Source organism: Cedecea sp. FDAARGOS_727 (assembly GCF_012273235.1).
Classification (GTDB): Bacteria; Pseudomonadota; Gammaproteobacteria; order Enterobacterales; family Enterobacteriaceae; genus Cedecea; species Cedecea davisae.
The window spans coordinates 1,987,816-2,008,931 of sequence record NZ_CP050966.1; the positions used below are offsets into that span (position 1 = coordinate 1,987,816).

The following is a 21,116-nucleotide window of genomic DNA, read 5'->3' on the forward strand; positions in this document are numbered from 1 at the left end:
CCCCGGTTATACCGGGGCGTTTTATCCCTCTGCCATGAACTTCCCGCTCTAGCTCTCCTTTTAATCCTTCATTGCCGGTAACTGATTGGTTACGCAGTGGATCCCTCCGCCGCCTGCGGCAATGACATCTATATTTAACTGCACCACTTTGCGATCGGGATAGAGCTTAGAAAGCAGGCTGAAAGCCGCCCCGTCGGCTTCTTCATCGCCAAATTCAGGGGCGATTATCGCGCCGTTTATGACGAAATAGTTGATGTAACCGGCCGCAAAATCAGGGTTATCTTCGCTAAAACGACTGGCCCGCGGCTCCTGCGGTGGTGAGACAAGGTGAACCTGTAGTCTGCGGCCATCGGCATCGGTTGCCTGTTCCAGAATGGCCAGATGCGCCTTAGTGACCTGATGGTCATAAGAGTCCGGGTCAGGATCCAGGTTGGCGATAACCACGCCCGGCTCCACGAAGCGGGCATAAAAATCGACGTGTGCGTCGGTAATGTCTTTTCCTTTGATACCGGGTAGCCAGATGATTTTTCTCAGGCCAAGCATCGCTTTAAGCTCCTGCTCCACGCGGTCACGGCTCCAGCCGGGGTTGCGGTTAGCGTTCACCCAACTGCTCTCGGTCATGATGCCGGTGCCGTGGCCGTCCACTTCGATACCGCCGCCTTCTCCAACTAACGCGCTGCGGTGGAAGTTCGTTACGCCGTATTTTTCGGCCATCAGGGCCGCCAGCCGAGCATCTTTGCTATGCCGCTGTTTATTGCCCCAGCCGTTGAAGTTAAAGCCCACGGCGACGGGTTCACCCGCCGAAGAGGTGACGAAGCAGGCTCCGGTATCACGCATCCAGATGTCGTCCAGCTCGGTGACAACATAGGTCACGTTGTGGCTGCCGCATTTTTCTTCGGCCAGATCACGCTCATGCTCGCGGCAAAATACCGTCAGCGGCTGATAGTCGGTAATGGCGCGTGCGATGCGGCCAAGAGCGTCCTGGACGTCAGGGGTGAAATCTTTCCAGATTGCCTTCTGCGCGCCAAACGCGATAAATGCCCGCTGTTGTTCTTCGCCTTCTTCCGGCATGCGCCAGCCGCCATTCGCGGCGGCAAGGGCCTTAAAAGGGAGCCCCAGAGAGCCAGCCAGGCTTACACCTGCAAGCACTGATGCACATTTAATAAATTGACGACGCGTAGACATATCCGGCTCCCGTTTGCGTGCTTTAAGTTAAGTATTTCTGCTCAGAGAAAGAGGCTGATATTTCAACACTGGCTGCTTCAGGTATCTAACGATATATTTAGTGACCACCTGATTAGACAGGCTTATCAATCATGCTGAAGCACTGGCCTCCTTTAAATGCCCTGCGCGGGTTTGAAGCGGCTGCCCGCCTGGGGAGTTTTCACCAGGCAGCGGCGGAACTGCATCTGACCCAGTCAGCTATTAGCCAGCAGATCCGCAGCCTGGAAGCTTATCTTGAGCAGCCGCTTTTCTTTCGCAGCGGGCGCAGCGTCAGCCTGACCGACGCGGGCCAGGATCTTTACAGCACCGCGCAGGTTATGCTCCAGCAACTGGCGGTTGGCATTCGCCGCCTTGAGCAATACCGCAAGCCCAACCAGCTTATTGTGAATACTACGCCCGCGTTTGCACGGCACTGGCTGCTGCCTAGGTTGGGAGACTTCAATCGGCAGCACCCGGAGACTGATTTATGGCTGTTTACCAGCTTTGAACCGCCCGATATGGCGACGGAAACCATCGACGTGGCAATACGCGATGATTTAAGCGTTCAGGCGGAATGCGTTTTTGAGGTTTTGTACAAGGATAGACTTTATCCCGCCTGCCATCCTCGTATTCTGGAGGCTCCGGTCCAGCAACGCATGACTCTTCACGGCGAGCGTGAGATGAGCTGGGAGCATTGGATCGTAGCCGGAGGTGTGGATGTCGGCCAACGTAGCCAGGGGATGAACTTCTCCGACCCTGGACTGCTGCTGGATGCCGCCTCAGAGGGACTAGGGATAGCGCTCGTCAGCCAATTGCTGGCTGAACAGAAAACGGCGGCTGGTCTGCTTGCTCCGCTGGTAGAGCAAACCGTGCGCGGTGCTGACTGGGCGTGGCTTGTCCATCGCGATAGTGAAAATGATCCGCTGACGCGCCAGTTTTGTGAATGGCTGGCGGGCAGTTTGCCAGGTGCAGTGGAAAGGGATAACTAAATCTTTTACCCTGAGGCGTATTCAGCGCTTCAGGGCAAATCCGTGACCAGACAACTCACCTTCGCACCACGTCATCATCAGCTTACTAATATCAACACCTGGACGCCGGACGGCCGGTGGCTGGCTTTCGATGTACGCCCTTCCGGGGCTTCGTTTACCGGCGAGACTATCGAGCGGGTAAATGTCTTCAGCGGAGAGGTCGAGGTATTGTACCGCGCGCCTGAAGGGGCATATGTCGGGGTGGTGACCGTAAGCCCGCAGCTGCCCGATCGCTATGTTTTTATCCACGGCCCGGAAGCCCCGGACGCCAGCTGGCACTACGACTTCCATCATCGCCGCGGCGTGGTGGTTGAGCAGTGTAAAGCCAGCAATCTTGACGCGATGGATATCACCTCGCCTTATACCCCGGGAGCGCTGCGGGGCGGCAGCCACGTACACGTCTGGAGCCATGACGGCAGTCGTCTTAGCTTTACCTATAACGACCACGTAATGCATGAGTTGGGTGAACAGTTCGATCTTCGTAACGTTGGTATCGCGCTGCCTTTTGGCCCGGTTAAACCGCCGAAACATCACCCGCGAGAATATGACGGAAGCCACTTTTGCGTGCTGGTGAGCCGCACTACGCCAGATCCCTTGCCGGGCAGCGACGAAATAAACCGCGCCTACGAAGAAGGTTGGATAGGCGAGCGGGGTTACCGCAAACCTGACGGCAGCGTGCAGCGCTGGGCGCTGGCATTTATCGGAGATACGCGCTCTGTCAGCGGCGAGAAGGTGCCGGAGCTGTTTATCGTTGATTTGCCTGATGAAGAGAAAGCGTATCGGCAAGCCGGTGATGAGCCACTGTGCGGCACATCCACCACGTTACCCGCGCCGCCAAAAGGCGTTGTGCAGCGCAGATTAACCTTTACCCACAATCGCCTGCACCCCGGCCTGGTGAGTCAGCCTCGGCACTGGGTACGCAGCAACCCGGACGGCAGCCAACTGGCATTTCTGATGCGTGACGACGACGGCGTTGTACAGCTATGGACGGTTTCCCCGAACGACGGCGAACCACGGCAGGTAACCTCCGGCGAGCACGGCGTGCAATCGGCGTTTAACTGGCATCCTTCAGGTAAAGCGTTGGGGTTTGTGCTTCAGGGCAGAATTGTGTTGTGCGATGCGCAAAGCGGGGCGATTACGGCGCTAACCGTGGCCGGGGAACAAGCACCTTCCGGCGATGCAGTTGTCTTTTCGCCGGACGGAAAACACATCGCCTGGATGCAGGATGTCGACGGTTTCCGCCAGCTCTGGTGCGCGGAAACCGGGCTATAGCAGATTAGTGCGGCATGTCGGCCGGTGGGATAACGGAATTGGTCGCCAGATTCTGTTTTTCGCTGGCTTCCACTCGCGATTTCACCGAATTGTCCTTACGGAACACATCCCACGGCAGCAGCACCGTATCAAGCACGGCAGTAAAAGGCAGATCCAGCGCGACCAGCGGCTTGAGCGCCCAGCTTGTTTCGTCGTCACCAAGCGTTTCTGCACTTGCGCGCGTGCCCGGGTACAAGCCCTCTTTGCCACCGCTGTGCGACATCATACTGGAACAGCCTGTCAGGCAGAGCAGGCCTGTGCTTAACACCAGAGTAGAAAACAAATTTTTCGTTATCATTTTGCTGCCGTCGTCAATGGCTGGCTGAGTACCAGCACCTGCGGAGTTATAACATCCGCCCGTGGTTTAAAAACCTTTGTCGCTCCGCTCTGTGGCGGTTATCGCATATTTTTACCATTTCATGCTCAATGCTAGTCTAAGTAAGGAATCCCTCTCTCGCAAAAAATTTGCGCTATGACGCCTTGAAAAATTCTAAGCCAGCCACATTTTACTAGTGTGACCAAAACGAGTACGCCGAATGGGTACTCCGATTTGTGGCCTGTCCTGATGGAAGGCTTTTACACTTTACTCGCTGATTTCAGGAGCTTTTTATTATGCGTAACTTCGATTTATCTCCGCTGTACCGTTCCGCCATTGGTTTTGATCGCCTGTTCAACCTGCTGGAAAACAACCAAAGCCAAAGTAACGGCGGCTACCCTCCGTACAACGTAGAATTAGTGGACGAAAACCACTACCGCATCGCTATTGCCGTTGCCGGTTTCGCTGAAAGCGAACTTGATATCACCGCCCAGGACAATCTGCTGATTGTTAAAGGCGCGCACGAAGGCGAGCAGCAAGAGCGAACCTATCTCTATCAGGGCATCGCCGAGCGTAACTTCGAACGTAAATTCCAGCTTGCAGAAAACATCCATGTGCGTGGTGCAAGCCTGGTGAACGGCCTGCTGTACATCGAGCTGGAACGTGAAATTCCGGAATCGATGAAGCCGCGCCGCATCGAAATTAATTAATTTATTGGGTCGCACAGCGCGGCCCGTCATCAGCTGGCTTGCCGTCAGGGAGCCCATCATGCCTGTTTATATGCAGGCAGGTCGTTTCTTGCTTCAAAGAAGGAGAAAACACTATGCGTAACTACGATTTATCCCCACTGCTGCGTCAATGGATCGGTTTTGACAAATTAGCGAACGCGCTTCAGTCCAGCGGAGAAAGCCAGAGCTTCCCGCCGTACAATATTGAAAAAAGCGACGATAACCATTACCGCATCACCCTTGCGCTGGCCGGGTTCCGCCAGGAGGACCTGGATATCGAGCTTGAAGGTACCCGCCTGAGCGTGAAAGGGACGCCGGTAAAACCGGAAAAAGAGATCAACTGGCTGCATCAGGGGCTGGTCACCCAGCCGTTTAGCCTGAGTTTCACCCTGGCCGAGCATATGCAGGTTTCGGGTGCGACCTTTACCAACGGTCTGCTGCACATCGACCTGGTGCGCAACATCCCGGAAGCGATGGCTCCGCAGCGTATCGCTATTAGCGAACGCCCTGCGCTGAACAGCTAAGTCCCCCGAGTCTCTTCTAAGGCCCCAGAAATGGGGCCTTTTTTGTGCTCTCCAGCGCATTAAGCCGTCGGCCACTCTGCGAGAATCCTCAATAACAATAATGTTATTCACAGGGATTATATGATGAGTGGAATAGCGTTAACCGTAAGCGTGCTGGCGCTGGTCGCCGTTATTGGCTTGTGGATAGGCAATATCAAAATCCGCGGTGTGGGTTTCGGCATTGGAGGCGTGCTGTTCGGCGGAATTATCGTCGGCCACTTTGTTAATCAGGCCGGGATTGGCCTGAACAGCGATATGCTGCACTTCATTCAGGAATTTGGGCTGATCCTGTTTGTCTACACCATCGGCATCCAGGTGGGGCCGGGCTTTTTCTCCTCTCTGCGCGTGTCCGGGCTACGGCTCAACCTATTCGCTATTCTGATTGTTATCCTGGGCGCGTTCATGACCGCCGTCGTCTACAAATTGTTCGACGTGCCGCTGCCTGTGGTGCTTGGGATCTTCTCCGGCGCGGTCACTAATACCCCGGCTTTGGGCGCGGGACAGCAGATCCTCTCCGATCTCGGCACCACGCCACAATTGGTTGACCAAATGGGCATGAGCTACGCGATGGCTTATCCGTTCGGTATCTGCGGCATTCTTCTCACTATGTGGCTGATGAGAATGGCTTTTCGCGTCAATGTTGAAAAAGAAGCGCAGCAGTTCGACGCCAGCAGCGGGCAAAGTCACGCTCAGCTGCAAACCATCAATATTTGCGTGGCCAACCCCAACCTTAACGGCCTGATGATTCAGGACGTGCCCATCCTCAACAGCGACGAGATAATCTGTTCCCGCCTCAAGCGCGGAGAGCTGCTTATGGTGCCTTCGCCCGGTACGGTGATTGAAACCGGCGATCTGCTGCATCTGGTCGGGGCGGAGAAAGATTTGCATAAAGCCCTGCTGGTTATCGGCAACCAGGTCGAGACTTCGCTTTCTACGCGCGGCACGGACTTACGCGTGGAGCGCGTGGTGGTGACTAATGAAAAGGTGCTGGGAAAGAAAATCCGCGATCTGCACCTGAAGCAGAAGTACGACGTGGTTATCTCCCGGCTCAATCGCGCCGGGGTTGAGCTGGTGGCGAGCAGCAATGCCAGCCTGCAATTTGGCGATATCCTCAACCTCGTTGGCCGCCCGCAGTCTATTGATGCGGTGGCGGCGGAGGTGGGTAATGCCCAACATAAGCTCCAGCAGGTACAGATGCTGCCGGTGTTTATTGGTATCGGGCTTGGGGTGCTGCTTGGGTCTGTTCCGCTGTTTATCCCCGGCTTCCCGGCCGCGCTGCGTCTCGGTCTGGCGGGCGGGCCGCTGATTATGGCGCTGATCCTCGGGCGTATCGGCAGCATCGGCAAGCTGTACTGGTTTATGCCGCCGAGCGCCAATCTCGCGCTGCGCGAGCTTGGGATTGTGCTGTTCCTTGCGGTGGTCGGGCTAAAATCCGGCGGGGACTTTATCGACACCCTGCTGCGCGGCGATGGCGTGAGCTGGATTGGCTACGGGATTGTGATTACCGCCGTGCCGTTGATTAGCGTGGGTATTCTCGCGCGCCTGCTGGTGAAGATGAACTATCTGACGCTGTGCGGCATGCTGGCAGGCTCGATGACCGACCCGCCGGCGCTGGCCTTTGCCAACGGGCTGCACGCAACCAGCGGTGCGGCGGCGCTTTCTTACGCCACTGTCTACCCGCTGGTGATGTTCCTGCGCATTATCACGCCTCAATTGCTGGCCGTGCTGTTCTGGGGGCTTTGAGTGGCGGCGCTGTCCGGTGACACGGGTAGCGTTTTAGCGTGATCACGCCGCAGGTGGTAATCCACCTGGTATTCGCTGGCGTTTCTGAACATCACTGAATAGTTCAGGAACTCGCCGCTGTCGCTGTAGGAAAGCGAGGTGATGCGCAAAATTGGCGTCGCCTCGGCGATATTCAGCAGCTTTGCCGTTTTGGCGTCCGCCAGCACCGGCGTCAGCGTTTCATAGTTACCGCTGATGATTATCCGGCACTCTTCTTCGATATAGCTGAACTTGGATCCTTCGAGGTGGGCCATGGATAAGTTGCGAAACAGCTTCACCGGCATATAGCTGTCTTCCACCATCAGCGGTTTTCCACCCACCGCACGCACCCGGCGGGAATAATAAATTTTCTCGTCGATTTTAATCCGCAACAGGCTGGCAATAGCGGGCGGGGCGGGCATGATGCTGAACTCCAGCACCTCGCTCATCACCTCTTTTCCCTGGCTACGCATCACTTCTACGAATCCGGTCAGGTTGGTGGTTTCATGGTGAACATCTTTTTTGGTCACCCAGGTTCCGCTGCCCTGGCGGCGCTGTACCAGCCCCCAGCCCACCAGTAAATCCACCGCTTTGCGAATTGTCATGCGCGATACGCCAAACTCCTCGGCGAGTTTTTTTTCGCCCGGCAGCGGGCTACCGATGGTGTAGTCAGCCGAATTCAGGCGTACGCGTAACCTGTCTGCAATTGATTTATAGATCACCAGTAGACCTCTCCAGGCGCTATATCGCCTTTTCACTTCAACCATTTGTCTAACTTTATTTTGAAAAGTAGACAACTTTGGCTAAATAAAAACCATGAAAGCGATCACGAATCACGCCGACCAACACGGCGGTTATCGGGCTGGCTCCTTATTCTCAGCTTCAGGCCAGACTACAAAAATAAGGCCACCTCTTACTCTACGAAGTTGTTACATGAGGATTAAAAAATGCTCAGTCAAATACAACGCTTTGGTGGTGCAATGTTTACCCCGGTCCTGCTATTTCCGTTTGCGGGAATTGTGGTTGGGATAGCCATTATGCTGCGTAACCCAATGTTTGTTGGGGAGGCGCTAACCGCTCCCGACAACTTATTTGCGCAGATTGTTCATATCATCGAAGAGGGCGGCTGGACGGTATTCCGCAATATGCCGCTGATTTTCGCCGTCGGCCTGCCTATCGGGCTGGCGAAACAAGCTCCGGGGCGCGCCTGCCTGGCCGTGCTGGTCAGCTTCTTAACCTGGAACTACTTCATCAATGCCATGGGGATGACCTGGGGGCACTATTTTGGCGTCGATTTTAACCTCGACCCCACCACGGGCAGCGGGCTAACGATGATAGCCGGGATCAAAACGCTCGATACCAGCATCATCGGGGCGATTGTGATTTCCGGCATCGTCACCGCCATTCATAACCGCTATTTCGACAGGCAATTGCCGGTATTTCTCGGCATCTTCCAGGGCAGTTCCTTCGTAGTGATTGTCGCCTTCCTGGTGATGATCCCCTGCGCCTGGCTGACGCTGCTCGGCTGGCCAAAAGTCCAGCTTGGCATTGAGTCCTTACAGGCGTTTCTGCGCGGTGCCGGGGCGCTTGGCGTCTGGGTTTACACCTTCCTTGAACGCATCCTGATCCCGACCGGGCTGCATCACTTTGTCTATGGGCCATTTATCTTCGGGCCAGCGGCGGTAGAAGGCGGCATTCAGGTTTACTGGGCGCAGCATTTGCAGGAATTTAGCCAGAGCACCGCTTCCCTGAAATCTCTGTTCCCGGAAGGCGGCTTTGCCCTGCACGGTAACTCTAAAGTGTTCGGCTCCGTTGGGATTGCGCTGGCGCTCTACTATACCGCCTCACCGCAGAATCGGGTTAAGGTCGCCGGGCTGCTTATCCCCGCTACGCTGACCGCGATGCTGGTCGGCATTACCGAACCGCTGGAATTCACCTTCTTGTTTATCTCTCCGCTGCTGTTTGCGGTCCACGCTTTCCTCGCCGCCACGATGGCTACGGTGATGTATATGGCGGGCGTGGTCGGCAATATGGGCGGGGGGCTTCTCGACCAGTTCCTGCCGCAAAACTGGATCCCAATGTTCCATAACCATGCCTCGATGATGTTTACCCAGATAGGCATCGGCATCGCTTTCACCGGCGTCTACTTTGTGGTGTTCCGCGCCCTTATCCTGCGCTTCAACCTGAAAACACCGGGCCGTGAAGACAGCGAAATTAAGCTCTACAGCAAGGCGGACTACCAGGCCGCTCGCCAGCAGACCAGCGCGGCGGTGAGCCAGGACGCAAAACACGGGCAGGCTCATGGCTTCTTACAGGCGCTGGGCGGTGCGGCGAATATCGCCAGCCTCAATAACTGCGCAACCCGGCTGCGCATCACGCTTGCCGATATGGCGCGGACCCAGGGTGACGAAGTATTCAAAGCCCTCGGCGCACACGGCGTAGTACGGAGCGGGAACGGCATTCAGGTCATCGTTGGGCTGCATGTCCCGCAAATCCGCGACCAGATTGAAATCCTCATCAAAGAGCAAGTCTCAGACGAACATCCATCCATGACGGAGGCAGTATCATGAAAAAATTCTCGGTAGTTGTAGCAGGCGGCGGCAGCACATTCACTCCCGGCATCGTACTGATGCTGCTGGCCAACCAGCACCGTTTTCCGCTGCGGGCGCTGAAGTTCTATGACAACGACGGCGCACGTCAGGAAACTATCGCCGAGGCCTGCAAAGTTATCCTCAAGGAGCAGGCCCCGGAGGTCGAATTCAGCTACACAACTGACCCGAAAGAAGCTTTTAGCGATGTAGATTTCGTCATGGCTCATATCCGTGTTGGCAAATACCCGATGCGCGAAAAAGACGAAAAAATCCCTCTGCGCCACGGCGTGGTTGGTCAGGAAACCTGTGGCCCGGGTGGAATAGCCTACGGCATGCGCTCGATTGGCGGCGTGCTGGAGCTGGTCGATTATATGGAGAAGTACTCGCCAAACGCCTGGATGCTGAACTACTCCAACCCGGCGGCTATTGTGGCGGAAGCGACCCGTCGCCTGCGCCCGAATGCAAAGATCCTGAATATCTGCGATATGCCAATCGGCATTGAAAGCCGTATGGCGCAGATAGTCGGCCTGAAAGATCGCAAAGAGATGAAAGTCCGCTACTACGGCCTGAACCACTTCGGCTGGTGGACCCATGTTGAGGATAAACACGGCAATGATTTAATGCCGAAAATCCGCGAACATGTGGCTAAATTTGGCTATGTTCCACCAACGGACGAGCACGGTACGGAAGCGAGCTGGAATGATACCTTCGGTAAAGCGAAAGACGTCTGGGCGCTGGATCCTGACACGCTGCCAAATACCTATCTCAAATATTACTTGTTCCCGGATTACGTGGTGCAGCACTCCAACCCGGAACATACCCGTGCCAATGAGGTTATGGAGCACCGCGAGAAACACGTATTTGGCTCCTGCAACGCCATCATTAATGCCGGGAAATCATCGGCAGGGGAGCTTGAAATCGATGAACATGCGTCGTACATCGTCGATCTGGCGACCGCTATCGCCTTTAACACTCAGGAAAGAATGCTGTTAATCGTGCCGAATAATGGCGCGATTAATAACTTCGACCCGGAAGCGATGGTAGAGATCCCATGCCTCGTAGGGAAAGACGGGCCAGAGCCGCTGGTGGTGGGCAATATTCCTCAGTTCCAGAAAGGGTTGATGAGCCAGCAGGTTGCGGTAGAAAAACTGGTGGTAGATGCCTGGGAGCACCGCTCTTACCAGAAACTGTGGCAGGCCATCACGCTGTCGAAAACCGTCCCAAGCGCCTCCGTCGCCAAAGCCATCCTCGACGACTTGATCGAAGCCAACAAAGCCTACTGGCCTGAACTGAAATAAGTTTTTCCAGCCATTAACAAAGCGTGGCGTTAACGTCGCGCTTTTTTCATGGTGTGGAAGTCGAGGCAGCATGACGATAGCAGCGCTTTCATATTGTTCGGCAACAGACTGAATACTGCGGATCTCACACTGCAGGGGAAAACACGGAGTATTTTTACCGAGCCTGCGGTAGTTAATGAGGTGATGAGAATGGCAGCCAGGCTTGGGGTGGTGCTTAGCGATGAGTAACCGGCAAAAGCAAACCTACACACTATGAATCATTATTAATCTTTTATTGCAATCCGCACTCCCCGCAAACGGTAAAGGTATGCTAAATATTAGGTTTCCTTCGCTAAGTAGCGTGCCGCCGATGTTAAAGCCAATCCTTGCCCTGGTTGCTCTCTCTTTCTGTGCCGGTTCGTTTGCCGCACAAACAGAAGCTTTGCCGCCCAGTTGGACCAGCCAGCTTGGGGTGGGCATGAACGTTGACTGGGCCATTACAGAACGCGGTATACGCGAATTTGACCCGCTTGCGGTGCGGGACTTTCAGCAGCGCGGGTTTGGTCACGTACGCATCCGCGTTGCCGGGCCGATGACCCATCAAAAACTGGTTCACCTGCGGCGAATCGTGGATGCCTGCGAGCAATACAATATCGTTCCGGTTATCAGTTACCGCGCGGCCGAGCTGAAGGCAAAGCCCAATGCTGAAAACGCCACCGACATCGTAGAATGGTGGACAACCGTCGCCCGGTTCTTTGGCAAAAACGATGATTCTCTGGTCTTCGACATCATCGGGCAGCCGGAGGAAAAGCTCAGCGCCAACCCGCAGCTGCTCAACCAGGTGTATGAGAAAACCGTTAAGGCGATTCATAAAATCAGCCCGCAGCGGCATATCTTTGTCGCGCCTCGCTATCACGGCTCGCCGGAAGCTTTGGCGGCATTAAAAATTCCCGAATCCCATCACGGGCTGGTCATGGCGGATTGGCATTTAATGCCGTCCGGCCCGCATGCCTTAAACGGTAAAAGCCAGTGGACCACCGGCATGGATGCGGAAAAAGCCGCAATCCATGCGCGTATAGAAGTCGCTTCACGCTGGCAGCAAAAAACCGGCCACCTGTCCTGGGTGGGCAACTGGTCGGTGGGCAGTAAGCTGCCGGTGGATCAGCAGGTTGCGATGGCGACTTTTGTTGCCTGCGAGCTGCAAAAGGCGCAGATCCCTTATGCGGTAAGCGGCGATGAAAAATTCTACGATGGCGAAGAGGGCGCGTGGCGGCCGGATATGGCACCGGTTCTGGACGCCATCCTCAAGCCTCAGTGCCAGTAATTATCGCCCCGGCGTGAATTTTCTGTTGCTGCCTTTCGGGTAATTATGTATTTTTATGCATATTAACTGCATAAAAACATCATATATCCAGGGGCTTCTATGTTAACTAAAGCGATGAAATCAGTGGTAGTTGGCGGGTGTTTGCTCGCGGCTTTGTTCAGTTCTGCTCAGGCTCTGGCGCAGACTTACGTGGTCGGCTCGGGCGGCACCTATCGTCCATTTGAGTTTGAAAACAGCCAGAAGCAGCTGGAAGGTTTCGATATCGATATCATCAAAGCCGTCGCTAAAGCCGAAGGTTTTGATATCAAGCTGGTTAACACCCCGTGGGAAGGCATCTTTGCGACGCTGAACTCCGGCGATCGCGACATCATCATTTCCGGCATCACCATTACCGACAAGCGTAAAGCGATGGTCGACTTCTCCGCGCCTTACTTCCCGGCAGAGCAGTCCATCGTGGTGCCTACGGATTCAAAAGTCGACTCCGTTAACGCCCTGAAAGGTAAGAAAGTTGGCGTGGTTAACTCCAGTACCGGCGACATCGTTGTTTCCGATATTCTGGGCAAAAACAGCACCGATATTAAGCGTTTCGATAACACTCCTCTGATGCTGCAAGAGCTGACCGAAGACGGTATTGACGCGGCGGTTGGCGACGTGGGCGTGGTGAAATATTACATTAAATCTCACCCTGAAAAACCGCTGAAGTTGGTGCCGGACAGCAAGTTTGAACGCCAGTATTTCGGCATTGCGGTCGCGAAAGGCAACACCGAGCTGAAGGGTAAAATCGACGCCGGCCTGAAGAAAATCATCGCAGACGGTACCTACGCTAAAATTTACGCCAACTGGTTCGACGCCAACGTTCCAACCCTCCCGGCAGAGTAATTTTCAATCGGGGCCGTTCCGGCCCCAACAAGGACAGGTATGACCGGATTTCGCTGGGAGATAATCTCAGAATACGCGCCGCTATTTATGCAGGGCGCGCTGATGACCATCAAGTGCACCATCATCTGCGTGATTTTAGGCACCTCATGGGGCCTGCTGCTTGGCCTTGGGCGTATGGCTCATGCCGACGACGGCCCGTGGAAACACGTACTGCGTTATGCGGTGCAGTGGCCGGTGCGTATTTACGTCAGCGCGTTTCGCGGCACGCCTCTGTTTGTGCAGATTATGGTGGTTCACTTCGCCCTGGTGCCGCTGTTCATCAACCCGCGCGACGGGATAATGATAACCAGCGGGCTGATGTCCGTGGACTTTGCCCGCGAGCTGCGCTCTGAATACGGCGCATTCCTCTCCTGCGTGGTGGCGATTACGCTAAACGCCGGGGCCTATGTGTCCGAGATTTTCCGCGCCGGTATTCAGTCTATTGATAAAGGGCAGATGGAAGCTTCCCGCGCGCTGGGGATGGGCTGGGGTAAAACGATGCGCAAAGTTATTTTGCCGCAGGCGTTTCGCCGCATTCTGCCGCCGCTCGGCAACAACGCGATTGCTATTGTTAAAGACTCGTCGCTGGCTTCGGCTATCGGCCTTGCCGACCTGGCCTACGCGGCGCGTACCGTTTCCGGCGCTTATGCGACCTATTGGGAGCCGTACCTGACCATTTCACTGGTCTACTGGGTTCTGACGTTCCTGCTTTCGCTGCTGGTGCAACATATGGAAAAGAGGTTTGGCAAAAGTGATTCACGTTAAGGACTTACAGAAACAATTTGGCAAAACTCACGTCCTGCGCGGCATCTCCTGCGATATTGCTCCCCAGGAAGTGGTTTGCGTGATAGGGCCATCCGGCTCCGGCAAAAGTACCTTTCTGCGCTGCCTGAACGCGCTGGAAAAGCCGGACGGCGGTGAAGTGATGGTGAACGGTTTTGCGGTGCATGACCCAAAAACCAACCTCAACGGCCTGCGTGAAGGTGTTGGCATGGTGTTTCAGCGTTTCAACCTGTTCCCGCATATGACGGTGCTGGAAAACCTGATTATGGCGCCGATGTCGCTGAAAGGGCTGTCAAAAGCAGAAGCGGTAAACCGCGCGGAGAAGCTGCTGCAAAAAGTTGGCCTGATAGACAAAATCGACGCCTGGCCTTCCAGCCTCTCCGGCGGCCAGCAGCAGCGTGTGGCGATTGCCCGTGCGCTGGCAATGGAGCCGTCGATTATTCTGTTTGATGAGCCAACCTCGGCGCTCGATCCTGAGCTGGTGGGCGAAGTGCTGGCGGTGATGAAGCAGCTGGCGCAGGAAGGTATGACGATGATTATCGTGACCCACGAAATGGGCTTCGCTCGTGAAGTGGCCGACCGCGTGATCTTTATCGACCAGGGCGTGATTCAGGAGCAGGGCGTGCCAGCCCAACTGTTCAGCGCCCCGCAAAACCCAAGAACCGAGGCGTTTTTAAGCAAGGTTCTCTAAAAAAAGGGCGCGAAAGCGCCCTTTGTCTTTCAGGAAAACTGGCGAATATTTTTGTCGATAAGCGCCAGCAGCGCCTCGTTATCCACGGTTTGCAGAATCATCACCGGTTTGCCCCGCGGCGGTTCTACGTTTACCGTCAGCCTCAGGTTTTCTGGCCCGTAGCGCAGTGTTCTGCCCCGGCTCAGACCGCTCAGCGACACGTCCACGTAATCCTCTACGCCGCTGACCAGCGCGGGTTCCAGCAGCAGGGCGACAGTCAGCACGTCGTGTATCCAGCAGCCCGGCAGATTACGGGTCTGCATTGAAAAATCCATCCACGGACGGATTGTTTCTACAAGAAAATCGCTTAATCGGTTATTGCAGGTCGCCAGCTTATCCAGGTTCTGGTGTGTCATCATCGTTTGGGTGGTGACATCCATCGGTACCAGGATGATGTTCGCTCCGCTGGTCAGCACCGCGTGGGCCGCCTCCGGGTCGATGCCAAAATTGGTGTCCTTCAGGTAGCCCTCAACGTTGAACACGCCTCCCATAATCACAATCTCTTTCACCGCCGCCGCCATTTGCGGATAAAGCTGTAAAGCCAGCGCGACGTTGGTCAGCGGGCCGATGGCAATCAGGGTGATTTCGCCGGGATTATTGCAGATAAGTTCGCCCATTTTATGCACCGCCAGCGGCGCTGTGGCGGCGTTTATCTGTGGTGCGCTGACGCCGTTCCATAAATGGCGCAGGCCGACTTTATCAACCTTGTGGTCAAGATGTTCCCGCCATGGAGCCGACGGCTCAATCAGGGCGCGGGATGCGCCGCGAGCGACCTCAACGGACATGCCAAGGCGTGCGACTAAATCAGAGGCAACGGCGTAGCCGACTTCGCTGGGCGTATTTCCCGAAACGGTGGTTATTAGCTCGAGGGAGATTTCCGGGGCTGCCAGGGCCAGAGCCAGCGCAAGGCCGTCGTCAACGTTGGCTCCGGCAACGCCGTTGCCCGGATCGCAATCAATAATTAAACGCTTCATGTTAATCATTTACTCATTCTGGCCTGCGGTGAAGGATGGCAGCCGCAGGACTCGCCGATTTCCAGCTCGAAAGCGAATTCGCAGTTGTGCGGCTCCCCGTCCCATCTCTTCAGCATCTCAATGGCCTTTTTTGCCATTTTAGTGACCGGCTGGCGCACGGTGGTTAAAGAGGGGACGTTAAAAGAAGATTCAAGGGTGCCGTTAAAGCAGACCAGCGCCAGGTCGGCGGGTGCCGAAAGCCCCCGTTCGGCCAGCGCTCTCAGGCAGCCAAAGGCCTGCTGCTCATTGGTGGCAAACAGGGCGCGGGGCAAGTCGCCGCTCAACATGCGCTGTGCCGCGCTGTAGCCGCCCTCGCGGGTATAGTCGGTAGAAAAAATCCACTCAGGGCGCAGAGGCAAACCGGCTTCTTCCAGCGCCTGCTTCCAGCCGCTGATGCGGTCCTGGGTGTTCAGCATCTCCAGCGGCCCGCAAATAATGGCTATCTCGCGGTAGCCGTGCTCGATAAGGTGCCGGGTCGCCCGGTAAGCGGCATGTTGCTCATTAACCTGAATGGCGCAGACGTTCAGCTCCGGCGCAACTCTGTCCAGCATGACGCACGGCGTGCCGCTGGCCTGAATAAGTTCGATGTACGGGTGTCGGTCTACGCTGGTATAAATCAGGCCATCCACCTGGCGATGAAGCAGGTTATTCACCAGCTCAAGCTCACGCGTCCGGTCGTCGCCGGAATCCCCAAGCAGCAGCACTCTGCCGTCGGCGAAGGCTTCCTGCTGTAGGGCGTGTGCCATGGAAGAGATAAACGGGTTGGCAATATTGGGCACGATCAGGCCGTAGGTTCGTGTGGTTCCGCTGGCTAAAGCCCTGGCGATACCGTTCGGACGATAGCCGGTTTTTTTGATGGCGGCCAGCACCCGCTCGCGCGTTGCCTGCGCCACAGGGCGCGGGCCGTTATTAATCACATAGCTAACCACCGCGACCGAAGTCCCTGCTTCTTTGGCGACTTCAGCGCGGGTGACGCGTTGCACATGAGGCTTAGTCACTGAATACCTGCTTTATTTGGGCTGGCGCTAAACAGAGCAACAGCATAAAGCTTTGCCTGGTAAAAATCGCCGGGAACCGTGCGCCGGATCAAATGGCATCTTCCGGCAGGTTAAGATCCCGGCCTCTGGTTTCCGGCGCGAAGAACGTAGTCACCAACCCTATCCCCGCCATCACGGCGAAGTAGAGAGCAATAGGCCACCAGTGCCCGGTCCACGACAGCAGCGCGGCGGCAACCAGCGGTGCCGTGCCGCCGGAAAGAATGGAGCCAAGCTCTTTGGCAAACGCCATTTTCGTATAGCGGTTAGCTACGCCAAACAGCTCCACGCCCCACGCTGCCTGCACGCCAAAAATACCCAGCGAGGCCAGCCCCATCCCGACGACAATAGTCGGAATAACGATGATCGGTTCGCGGGAGTCCAGCAACATAAAGGCCGGGAAAGCATAGATAATCAGCAGCAGGCAAAACCAGCGATAAACGATGCGGCGGCCAAAGCGGTCAGACAGCCAGCCAGCGAAAGGAATAATCGCGAAGCCGAGCACGGAGGCAATCAGCACCGCCAGCGTGGGAACGGATTTATCGACCGCCAGCACTTTAGCGACGTAGCCGATGATAAAGCCTTGCGCGAGGTAGGATGGGCCGTTTTCGCCGATACGCAGGCCGACCATCGTCCAGAAGGCGCGGGTGCGTTTCCAGAAACTGCGGGTGTCCTGCTGCTGTAGCGTGATGCCCTGTTCCAGGCTCTGCTTACGCTGTTCTTCAAGCAACGCTTTCTGGCGCTCGAATACCGGCGTCTCGCGCAGCTGATGCCGGATAATCAGTGCGACAACGGCAATCAGCATGCTGCACAGGAACGGAATGCGCCAGCCCCAGGAGAGCAGCGCCTGTTTATCCATTTGCAGCACCAGCAGCCAGGTCAGGGAGGCCAGCAGCGTGCCGCTGTTGGAGCCGAGGCCGATAATTGATGACACCAGCCCACGCCGTTTTACCGGCGCATATTCGCCCAGCATAACGGTGCCGCCGGAAAGCTCTGCGCCCGCGCCAAGCCCCTGAGAGAAGCGCAAAATAACCAGGCAAACCGGCGCCCAGACGCCGATCTGGGCATAGCCAGGGATTAGGCCAATCAGCGTTGTAGAGCAGCCCATCAGCGCGATGGTAATCACCATTACCATTTTTCTGCCGTAGCGATCGCCCAGCCGGCCAAACAACAATGCGCCAATTGGGCGGGCGATAAAGCCTACCGAATAGGCGGCGAAGCTTGAGAGCAACGCCATAACCGGGGTGGCATCCGGGAAGAACACGTCGCCAAAAATAATCCCGGCCGCCAGGCCATAGAGCGCAAAGTCGGCGTATTCCATCGTAGTGCCGAGCCAGCAGGAAAAGGTGGCGCGAATAAAGTCGCGTTTGCCTTCGGGGGTCGCCAGGCGCTCTTCAGCGGCGTGCTCCGAGCCTGCCGGAGGATGAGAAACAGATTTTGTTGTCATTGAGGTGCTCACAAAAGTCGGACGTTATCGGCCCAGGGGGCGTTTTTTAATCATTCGCTCAGTGTATCTACGCGCGTAGATTGATCAAATTATTAAACCGGAAATGAGAGTAAGGTAACTAAATGACAGAAAAATGACGGAAGGAATTACCCTCTCCCTGGAAGGGCGAGGGTGAAATATGAGGGATTTTCTCCCTCGCCCCTTTGGGGAGAGGGGAAATATCAGAGTGCCTTTGCTAAGTACTGTTCCATCTCAGGTTCCGGAACCATGCCGCCGCCGGTCGCCCAGACCAGGTGCGTTGCATTATTCAACTGTTCGGCGCTCAGGCCATGCATGCTCTGGTAAGCTTCGTTGACACAAACGTGCTGCGGGCCGGGCATTCCGGCCAGGGCCGAAGGCTCGAGACGAATACCTTCTTCTGCGGCCAGCCAGCCCAGCATGTTGTAAAGCGTTTGGTCTTCTGCGGTATAAAAGCCGTCCAGCAGCCGCTGCATCGCCCGCCCGACAAAGCCGGAAGCGCGCCCCACGGCCAGGCCGTCGGCTGCGGTCAGGTTATCAATACCGATCTCCTGTACCGAAATGGCATCGTGAAGCCCGGTATGCACCCCGAGCAGCATGCAGGGAGAGTGGGTTGGCTCGGCAAAAATGCAGTGGACGTGGTCGCCAAAAGCGATTTTCAGGCCAAATGCCACTCCGCCGGGGCCGCCGCCCACGCCGCACGGAAGGTAGACAAATAGCGGGTGCTGCTCATCAACGGTAATCGAGCGCTGAGTGAACTGATCCTTCAATCTTTGCCCGGCGACGGCGTAGCCAAGAAACAGCGTGCGGGAGTTTTCATCGTCGATAAAGAAGCAGTTGGCGTCAGATTCTGCGGCTTTGCGACCTTGTTCTACGGCAACGCCGTAATCTTCTGCATACTCAATCACTTCAACGCCGTGGCTGCGCAGTTTGGCCTTTTTCCATTCGCGTGCGTCGGCGGACATGTGCACCGTAACCCGGAAGCCAATCCGTGCGCTCATAATCCCAATCGACAGGCCTAAATTGCCGGTAGAGCCAACGGCGATACTGTAGCGGCCGAAAAATTCGCGAAACTCCGGGGAGAGAAGCTTGCTGTAGTCGTCCTCCGGGCTAAGCAGTCCGGCTTCGGTAGCCAGTTTTTCCGCGTGGGTCAGCACTTCATAAATGCCGCCTCGCGCCTTTATTGAGCCAGAAATCGGAAGATGGCTGTCTTTTTTTAGCCACAATTTACCGTAGATCTCCTGGCCCAATGCCGCGTGCAGCCGCTTTTGCATCGCCGGGATGGCCGCCAGTTCAGACTCGATAATCCCGTTTGTTGCCGCGGTTTCCGGGAAGGCTTTTGCCAGATAAGGCGCAAATCGGGCGAGGCGAGCATGCGCCTCTTTGACATCCTCTTCGGTCAAACCGACGTAGGGCAAGCCTTCGGCTAAGGAAGTGGTTGCCGGGTTGAACCAGGCCACTTCTTTCAGCGCAATCAAGTCGTTAATCAGAGGAAATTTTTCAATCAAAGTAGTCATTTCAGCGTTGTTCATAACAAGTCCCGTGGCGCTCAGATGATAAAAGAAAGCAGGAAGGTGCCAGCTAGTGCAAGCAAGGAAGCGATAAATGTCGCCGTGGTGTAGTACTTAAAGGTTTCATGCAGCGTAGCGCCGCAGTACTGCTTGACCAGCCAGAAAAGAGAATCTGTGACAATCGTGCAGCCAATTGCGCCCGAACCTATCGCAAGTGTCACGATCTCCGGGCTAACGTCAGGATACAGCGGCAGCATTGGGGCAACGATGGCCGTTGCGCCCATCATGGCTACGGTTGCCGACCCTACGGCGGCGTGCAGGATAAGCGCGACCAGCCAGGCCAGCAGTATTGGATGCAGATGCAGGTTAGACAGGCTAATGGCGAGGGTATCCGCCATGCCGCTGGCCTTAAGAATGGCGTTAAACGCGCCTCCCGCACCGATAATCATCAGGATATTGGCTATCGAGCCGAAGCCGTTTTCAGTATGGCTGAGCAAGGTGCCCATGCTCATATGCTGGCGTAGCCCGAGCAGGTAATAAGCCACGAAGACGGCAATAAACATCGCGGTGATCGGGTTGCCGATAAATTCCAGCAGCGTGTAGAGCGTGCTGCCGGGCGTCATATTCAGCTCGGCAACGGTCTTAACCAGCATCAGAAAAATGGGAAGCAGGACGGTGAACAGCGTAGCGCCTAATGACGGCAGAGAAGCGGCATCGCGCGTTTGCAGGTCTGAAAACTCGGGGGGAACCGGTTTAAACGGCAGGCGGCTGCCGATGCATTTTAAGAAGAGCGGCCCGCCAACCAGCGATGCCAGCAGGCCCACGGCCAGGCCATACACAATCACTGTCCCCACGTCGGCACCGAGTTTATTGGTCACAAACAGCGCCGCCGGGTGAGGAGGCACCACGCAGTGAACCGCCATCAGCGCGGTACAAAGTGGAATGGCCAGCTTGAGCAAAGAGGTTTGAGTCTTTTTGGCAATCGAGAAGGCCAGCGGGATCAGCAGCACGACGCCGACCTCAACAAACAGCGTAATGCCGCAAATCAGCCCCACCAGCACCATAATCACGTCGACAGAGAGCCAGCGGCAGCGCTCCAGCGCCAGGCCAATGCGTTCGGCCGCGCCGGATACCTCCATCATTTTACCGAGGATAGTGCCGAGGCCGATTACCGCGGCCAGAAAGCCCAGCGTGCCGCCAATGCCGCTTTCGACGGCATTCACCATGTCGAGCGGCCCCATTCCCATCATGGTGCCGACAAAAAAGCTCGCTAACAGCAGCGCGAGGAAAGGATGAAACTTCAGTTTGACGATTGTGAATACAATTAAAACGATGCTGCTGAGTAACGAACCCACCACCCAGATTTGCGATCCCATCTCTCACCCCGACCCTGTGAATAATTTAGGGTAATTGGATAAAAAATGGCCCTGGCTGACAAACGATAAAATTGGCCGTTCACATGAGCCAGATTGGATCAAGTGAGTGATTTAAGTCGAAATAAGCGGTGTAAATGCGTAATGGTTCACTTTTCCTCAACTTAACGCTGCGTATTTGGCGTGG

General features: G+C 55.8%; 19 protein-coding genes. 11 read left to right on the forward strand and 8 right to left on the reverse strand.

Annotated features, from left to right (window positions below):
* Positions 1–60 precede the first annotated feature (60 nt).
* Positions 61–1,185: an agmatine/peptidylarginine deiminase gene (locus FOC35_RS09485; protein WP_172568772.1), complete on the reverse strand. Its 1,125-nt coding sequence runs from the start codon at positions 1,183–1,185 to the stop codon at positions 61–63.
* A 131-nt stretch (positions 1,186–1,316) separates the two neighbouring features.
* On the opposite strand from FOC35_RS09485, the gene FOC35_RS09490 reads away from it, so the two are divergent.
* Both FOC35_RS09490 and FOC35_RS09495 read left to right on the forward strand, forming a co-directional pair.
* Positions 1,317–2,192 carry a LysR substrate-binding domain-containing protein gene (locus FOC35_RS09490; protein WP_172568773.1) on the forward strand — a complete coding sequence of 292 codons (876 nt, stop codon included), beginning with the start codon at positions 1,317–1,319 and terminating at the stop codon, positions 2,190–2,192.
* 42 nt (positions 2,193–2,234) lie between these two features.
* Positions 2,235–3,503, forward strand: a complete 1,269-nt coding sequence (locus FOC35_RS09495) for a DUF3748 domain-containing protein (RefSeq protein ID WP_172568774.1) — start codon at positions 2,235–2,237, stop codon at positions 3,501–3,503.
* Between the two features lie 4 nt (positions 3,504–3,507).
* Here the strand turns inward: FOC35_RS09495 and FOC35_RS09500 are convergent, their stop codons facing one another.
* The gene (locus FOC35_RS09500) at positions 3,508–3,840 is read right to left on the reverse strand and encodes a YceK/YidQ family lipoprotein (protein ID WP_039898939.1); all 333 of its coding nucleotides are present in this window, start codon (positions 3,838–3,840) and stop codon (positions 3,508–3,510) included.
* 314 nt (positions 3,841–4,154) lie between these two features.
* Between FOC35_RS09500 and ibpA the strand changes: the two genes are divergently transcribed.
* From ibpA to FOC35_RS09515, 3 genes are all read left to right on the forward strand, one after another.
* Complete coding sequence (ibpA, locus tag FOC35_RS09505; protein WP_016538691.1) at positions 4,155–4,568, forward strand: small heat shock chaperone IbpA; 414 nt, start codon at positions 4,155–4,157, stop codon at positions 4,566–4,568.
* Positions 4,569–4,681: 113 nt separating this feature from the next.
* A complete protein-coding gene (gene ibpB / locus FOC35_RS09510) occupies positions 4,682–5,110 on the forward strand; it encodes a small heat shock chaperone IbpB (RefSeq protein WP_016538690.1) in 429 nt (142 codons plus the stop codon).
* Positions 5,111–5,233: 123 nt separating this feature from the next.
* Complete coding sequence (locus FOC35_RS09515) at positions 5,234–6,892, forward strand: putative transporter (protein ID WP_039898937.1); 1,659 nt, start codon at positions 5,234–5,236, stop codon at positions 6,890–6,892.
* On the opposite strand, the gene FOC35_RS09520 is transcribed toward FOC35_RS09515, so the two are convergent.
* Positions 6,859–7,632 carry a GntR family transcriptional regulator gene (locus FOC35_RS09520; RefSeq protein ID WP_039898936.1) on the reverse strand — a complete coding sequence of 258 codons (774 nt, stop codon included), beginning with the start codon at positions 7,630–7,632 and terminating at the stop codon, positions 6,859–6,861. The genes FOC35_RS09515 and FOC35_RS09520 overlap by 34 nt on opposite strands.
* 225 nt (positions 7,633–7,857) lie before the next feature.
* Here FOC35_RS09520 and FOC35_RS09525 point away from each other — a divergent pair, with 225 nt between their 5' ends.
* The 6 genes from FOC35_RS09525 (at position 7,858) to FOC35_RS09550 (ending at position 14,494) form a co-directional block, all read left to right on the forward strand.
* Positions 7,858–9,480 carry an alpha-glucoside-specific PTS transporter subunit IIBC gene (locus FOC35_RS09525; RefSeq protein ID WP_016538686.1) on the forward strand — a complete coding sequence of 541 codons (1,623 nt, stop codon included), beginning with the start codon at positions 7,858–7,860 and terminating at the stop codon, positions 9,478–9,480.
* Positions 9,477–10,799, forward strand: a complete 1,323-nt coding sequence (locus FOC35_RS09530) for a 6-phospho-alpha-glucosidase (RefSeq protein ID WP_172568775.1) — start codon at positions 9,477–9,479, stop codon at positions 10,797–10,799. The genes FOC35_RS09525 and FOC35_RS09530 overlap by 4 nt, the downstream gene beginning before the upstream one ends.
* A 307-nt stretch (positions 10,800–11,106) precedes the next feature.
* Complete coding sequence (locus FOC35_RS09535; RefSeq protein WP_254065380.1) at positions 11,107–12,102, forward strand: glycoside hydrolase family 5 protein; 996 nt, start codon at positions 11,107–11,109, stop codon at positions 12,100–12,102.
* Positions 12,103–12,216: 114 nt separating this feature from the next.
* Complete coding sequence (locus FOC35_RS09540; protein ID WP_172570343.1) at positions 12,217–12,981, forward strand: basic amino acid ABC transporter substrate-binding protein; 765 nt, start codon at positions 12,217–12,219, stop codon at positions 12,979–12,981.
* A gap of 39 nt (positions 12,982–13,020) precedes the next feature.
* The gene (locus tag FOC35_RS09545; protein ID WP_016538681.1) at positions 13,021–13,785 is read left to right on the forward strand and encodes an amino acid ABC transporter permease; all 765 of its coding nucleotides are present in this window, start codon (positions 13,021–13,023) and stop codon (positions 13,783–13,785) included.
* On the forward strand, positions 13,772–14,494 hold the full coding sequence (locus FOC35_RS09550; RefSeq protein WP_172570344.1) for an amino acid ABC transporter ATP-binding protein: 723 nt from the start codon (positions 13,772–13,774) through the stop codon (positions 14,492–14,494). Before FOC35_RS09545 ends, FOC35_RS09550 begins: the two co-directional genes overlap by 14 nt.
* Positions 14,495–14,523: 29 nt before the next feature.
* Here the strand turns inward: FOC35_RS09550 and FOC35_RS09555 are convergent, their stop codons facing one another.
* The 5 genes from FOC35_RS09555 to dsdX form a co-directional block, all read right to left on the reverse strand.
* Positions 14,524–15,507: a nucleoside hydrolase gene (locus tag FOC35_RS09555; RefSeq protein WP_254065381.1), complete on the reverse strand. Its 984-nt coding sequence runs from the start codon at positions 15,505–15,507 to the stop codon at positions 14,524–14,526.
* A gap of 5 nt (positions 15,508–15,512) precedes the next feature.
* A complete protein-coding gene (locus FOC35_RS09560) occupies positions 15,513–16,544 on the reverse strand; it encodes a LacI family DNA-binding transcriptional regulator (RefSeq protein WP_172568777.1) in 1,032 nt (343 codons plus the stop codon).
* 88 nt (positions 16,545–16,632) lie between these two features.
* Positions 16,633–18,027, reverse strand: a complete 1,395-nt coding sequence (locus FOC35_RS09565; RefSeq protein WP_016538676.1) for an MFS transporter — start codon at positions 18,025–18,027, stop codon at positions 16,633–16,635.
* 221 nt (positions 18,028–18,248) lie between these two features.
* Positions 18,249–19,577 (reverse strand): D-serine ammonia-lyase, encoded by a 1,329-nt coding sequence (gene dsdA / locus FOC35_RS09570; protein WP_172568778.1) that lies wholly within the window; start codon positions 19,575–19,577, stop codon positions 18,249–18,251.
* 17 nt (positions 19,578–19,594) lie between these two features.
* A complete protein-coding gene (gene dsdX, locus FOC35_RS09575; protein WP_172568779.1) occupies positions 19,595–20,932 on the reverse strand; it encodes a D-serine transporter DsdX in 1,338 nt (445 codons plus the stop codon).
* Between the last annotated feature and the right edge of the window lie 184 nt (positions 20,933–21,116).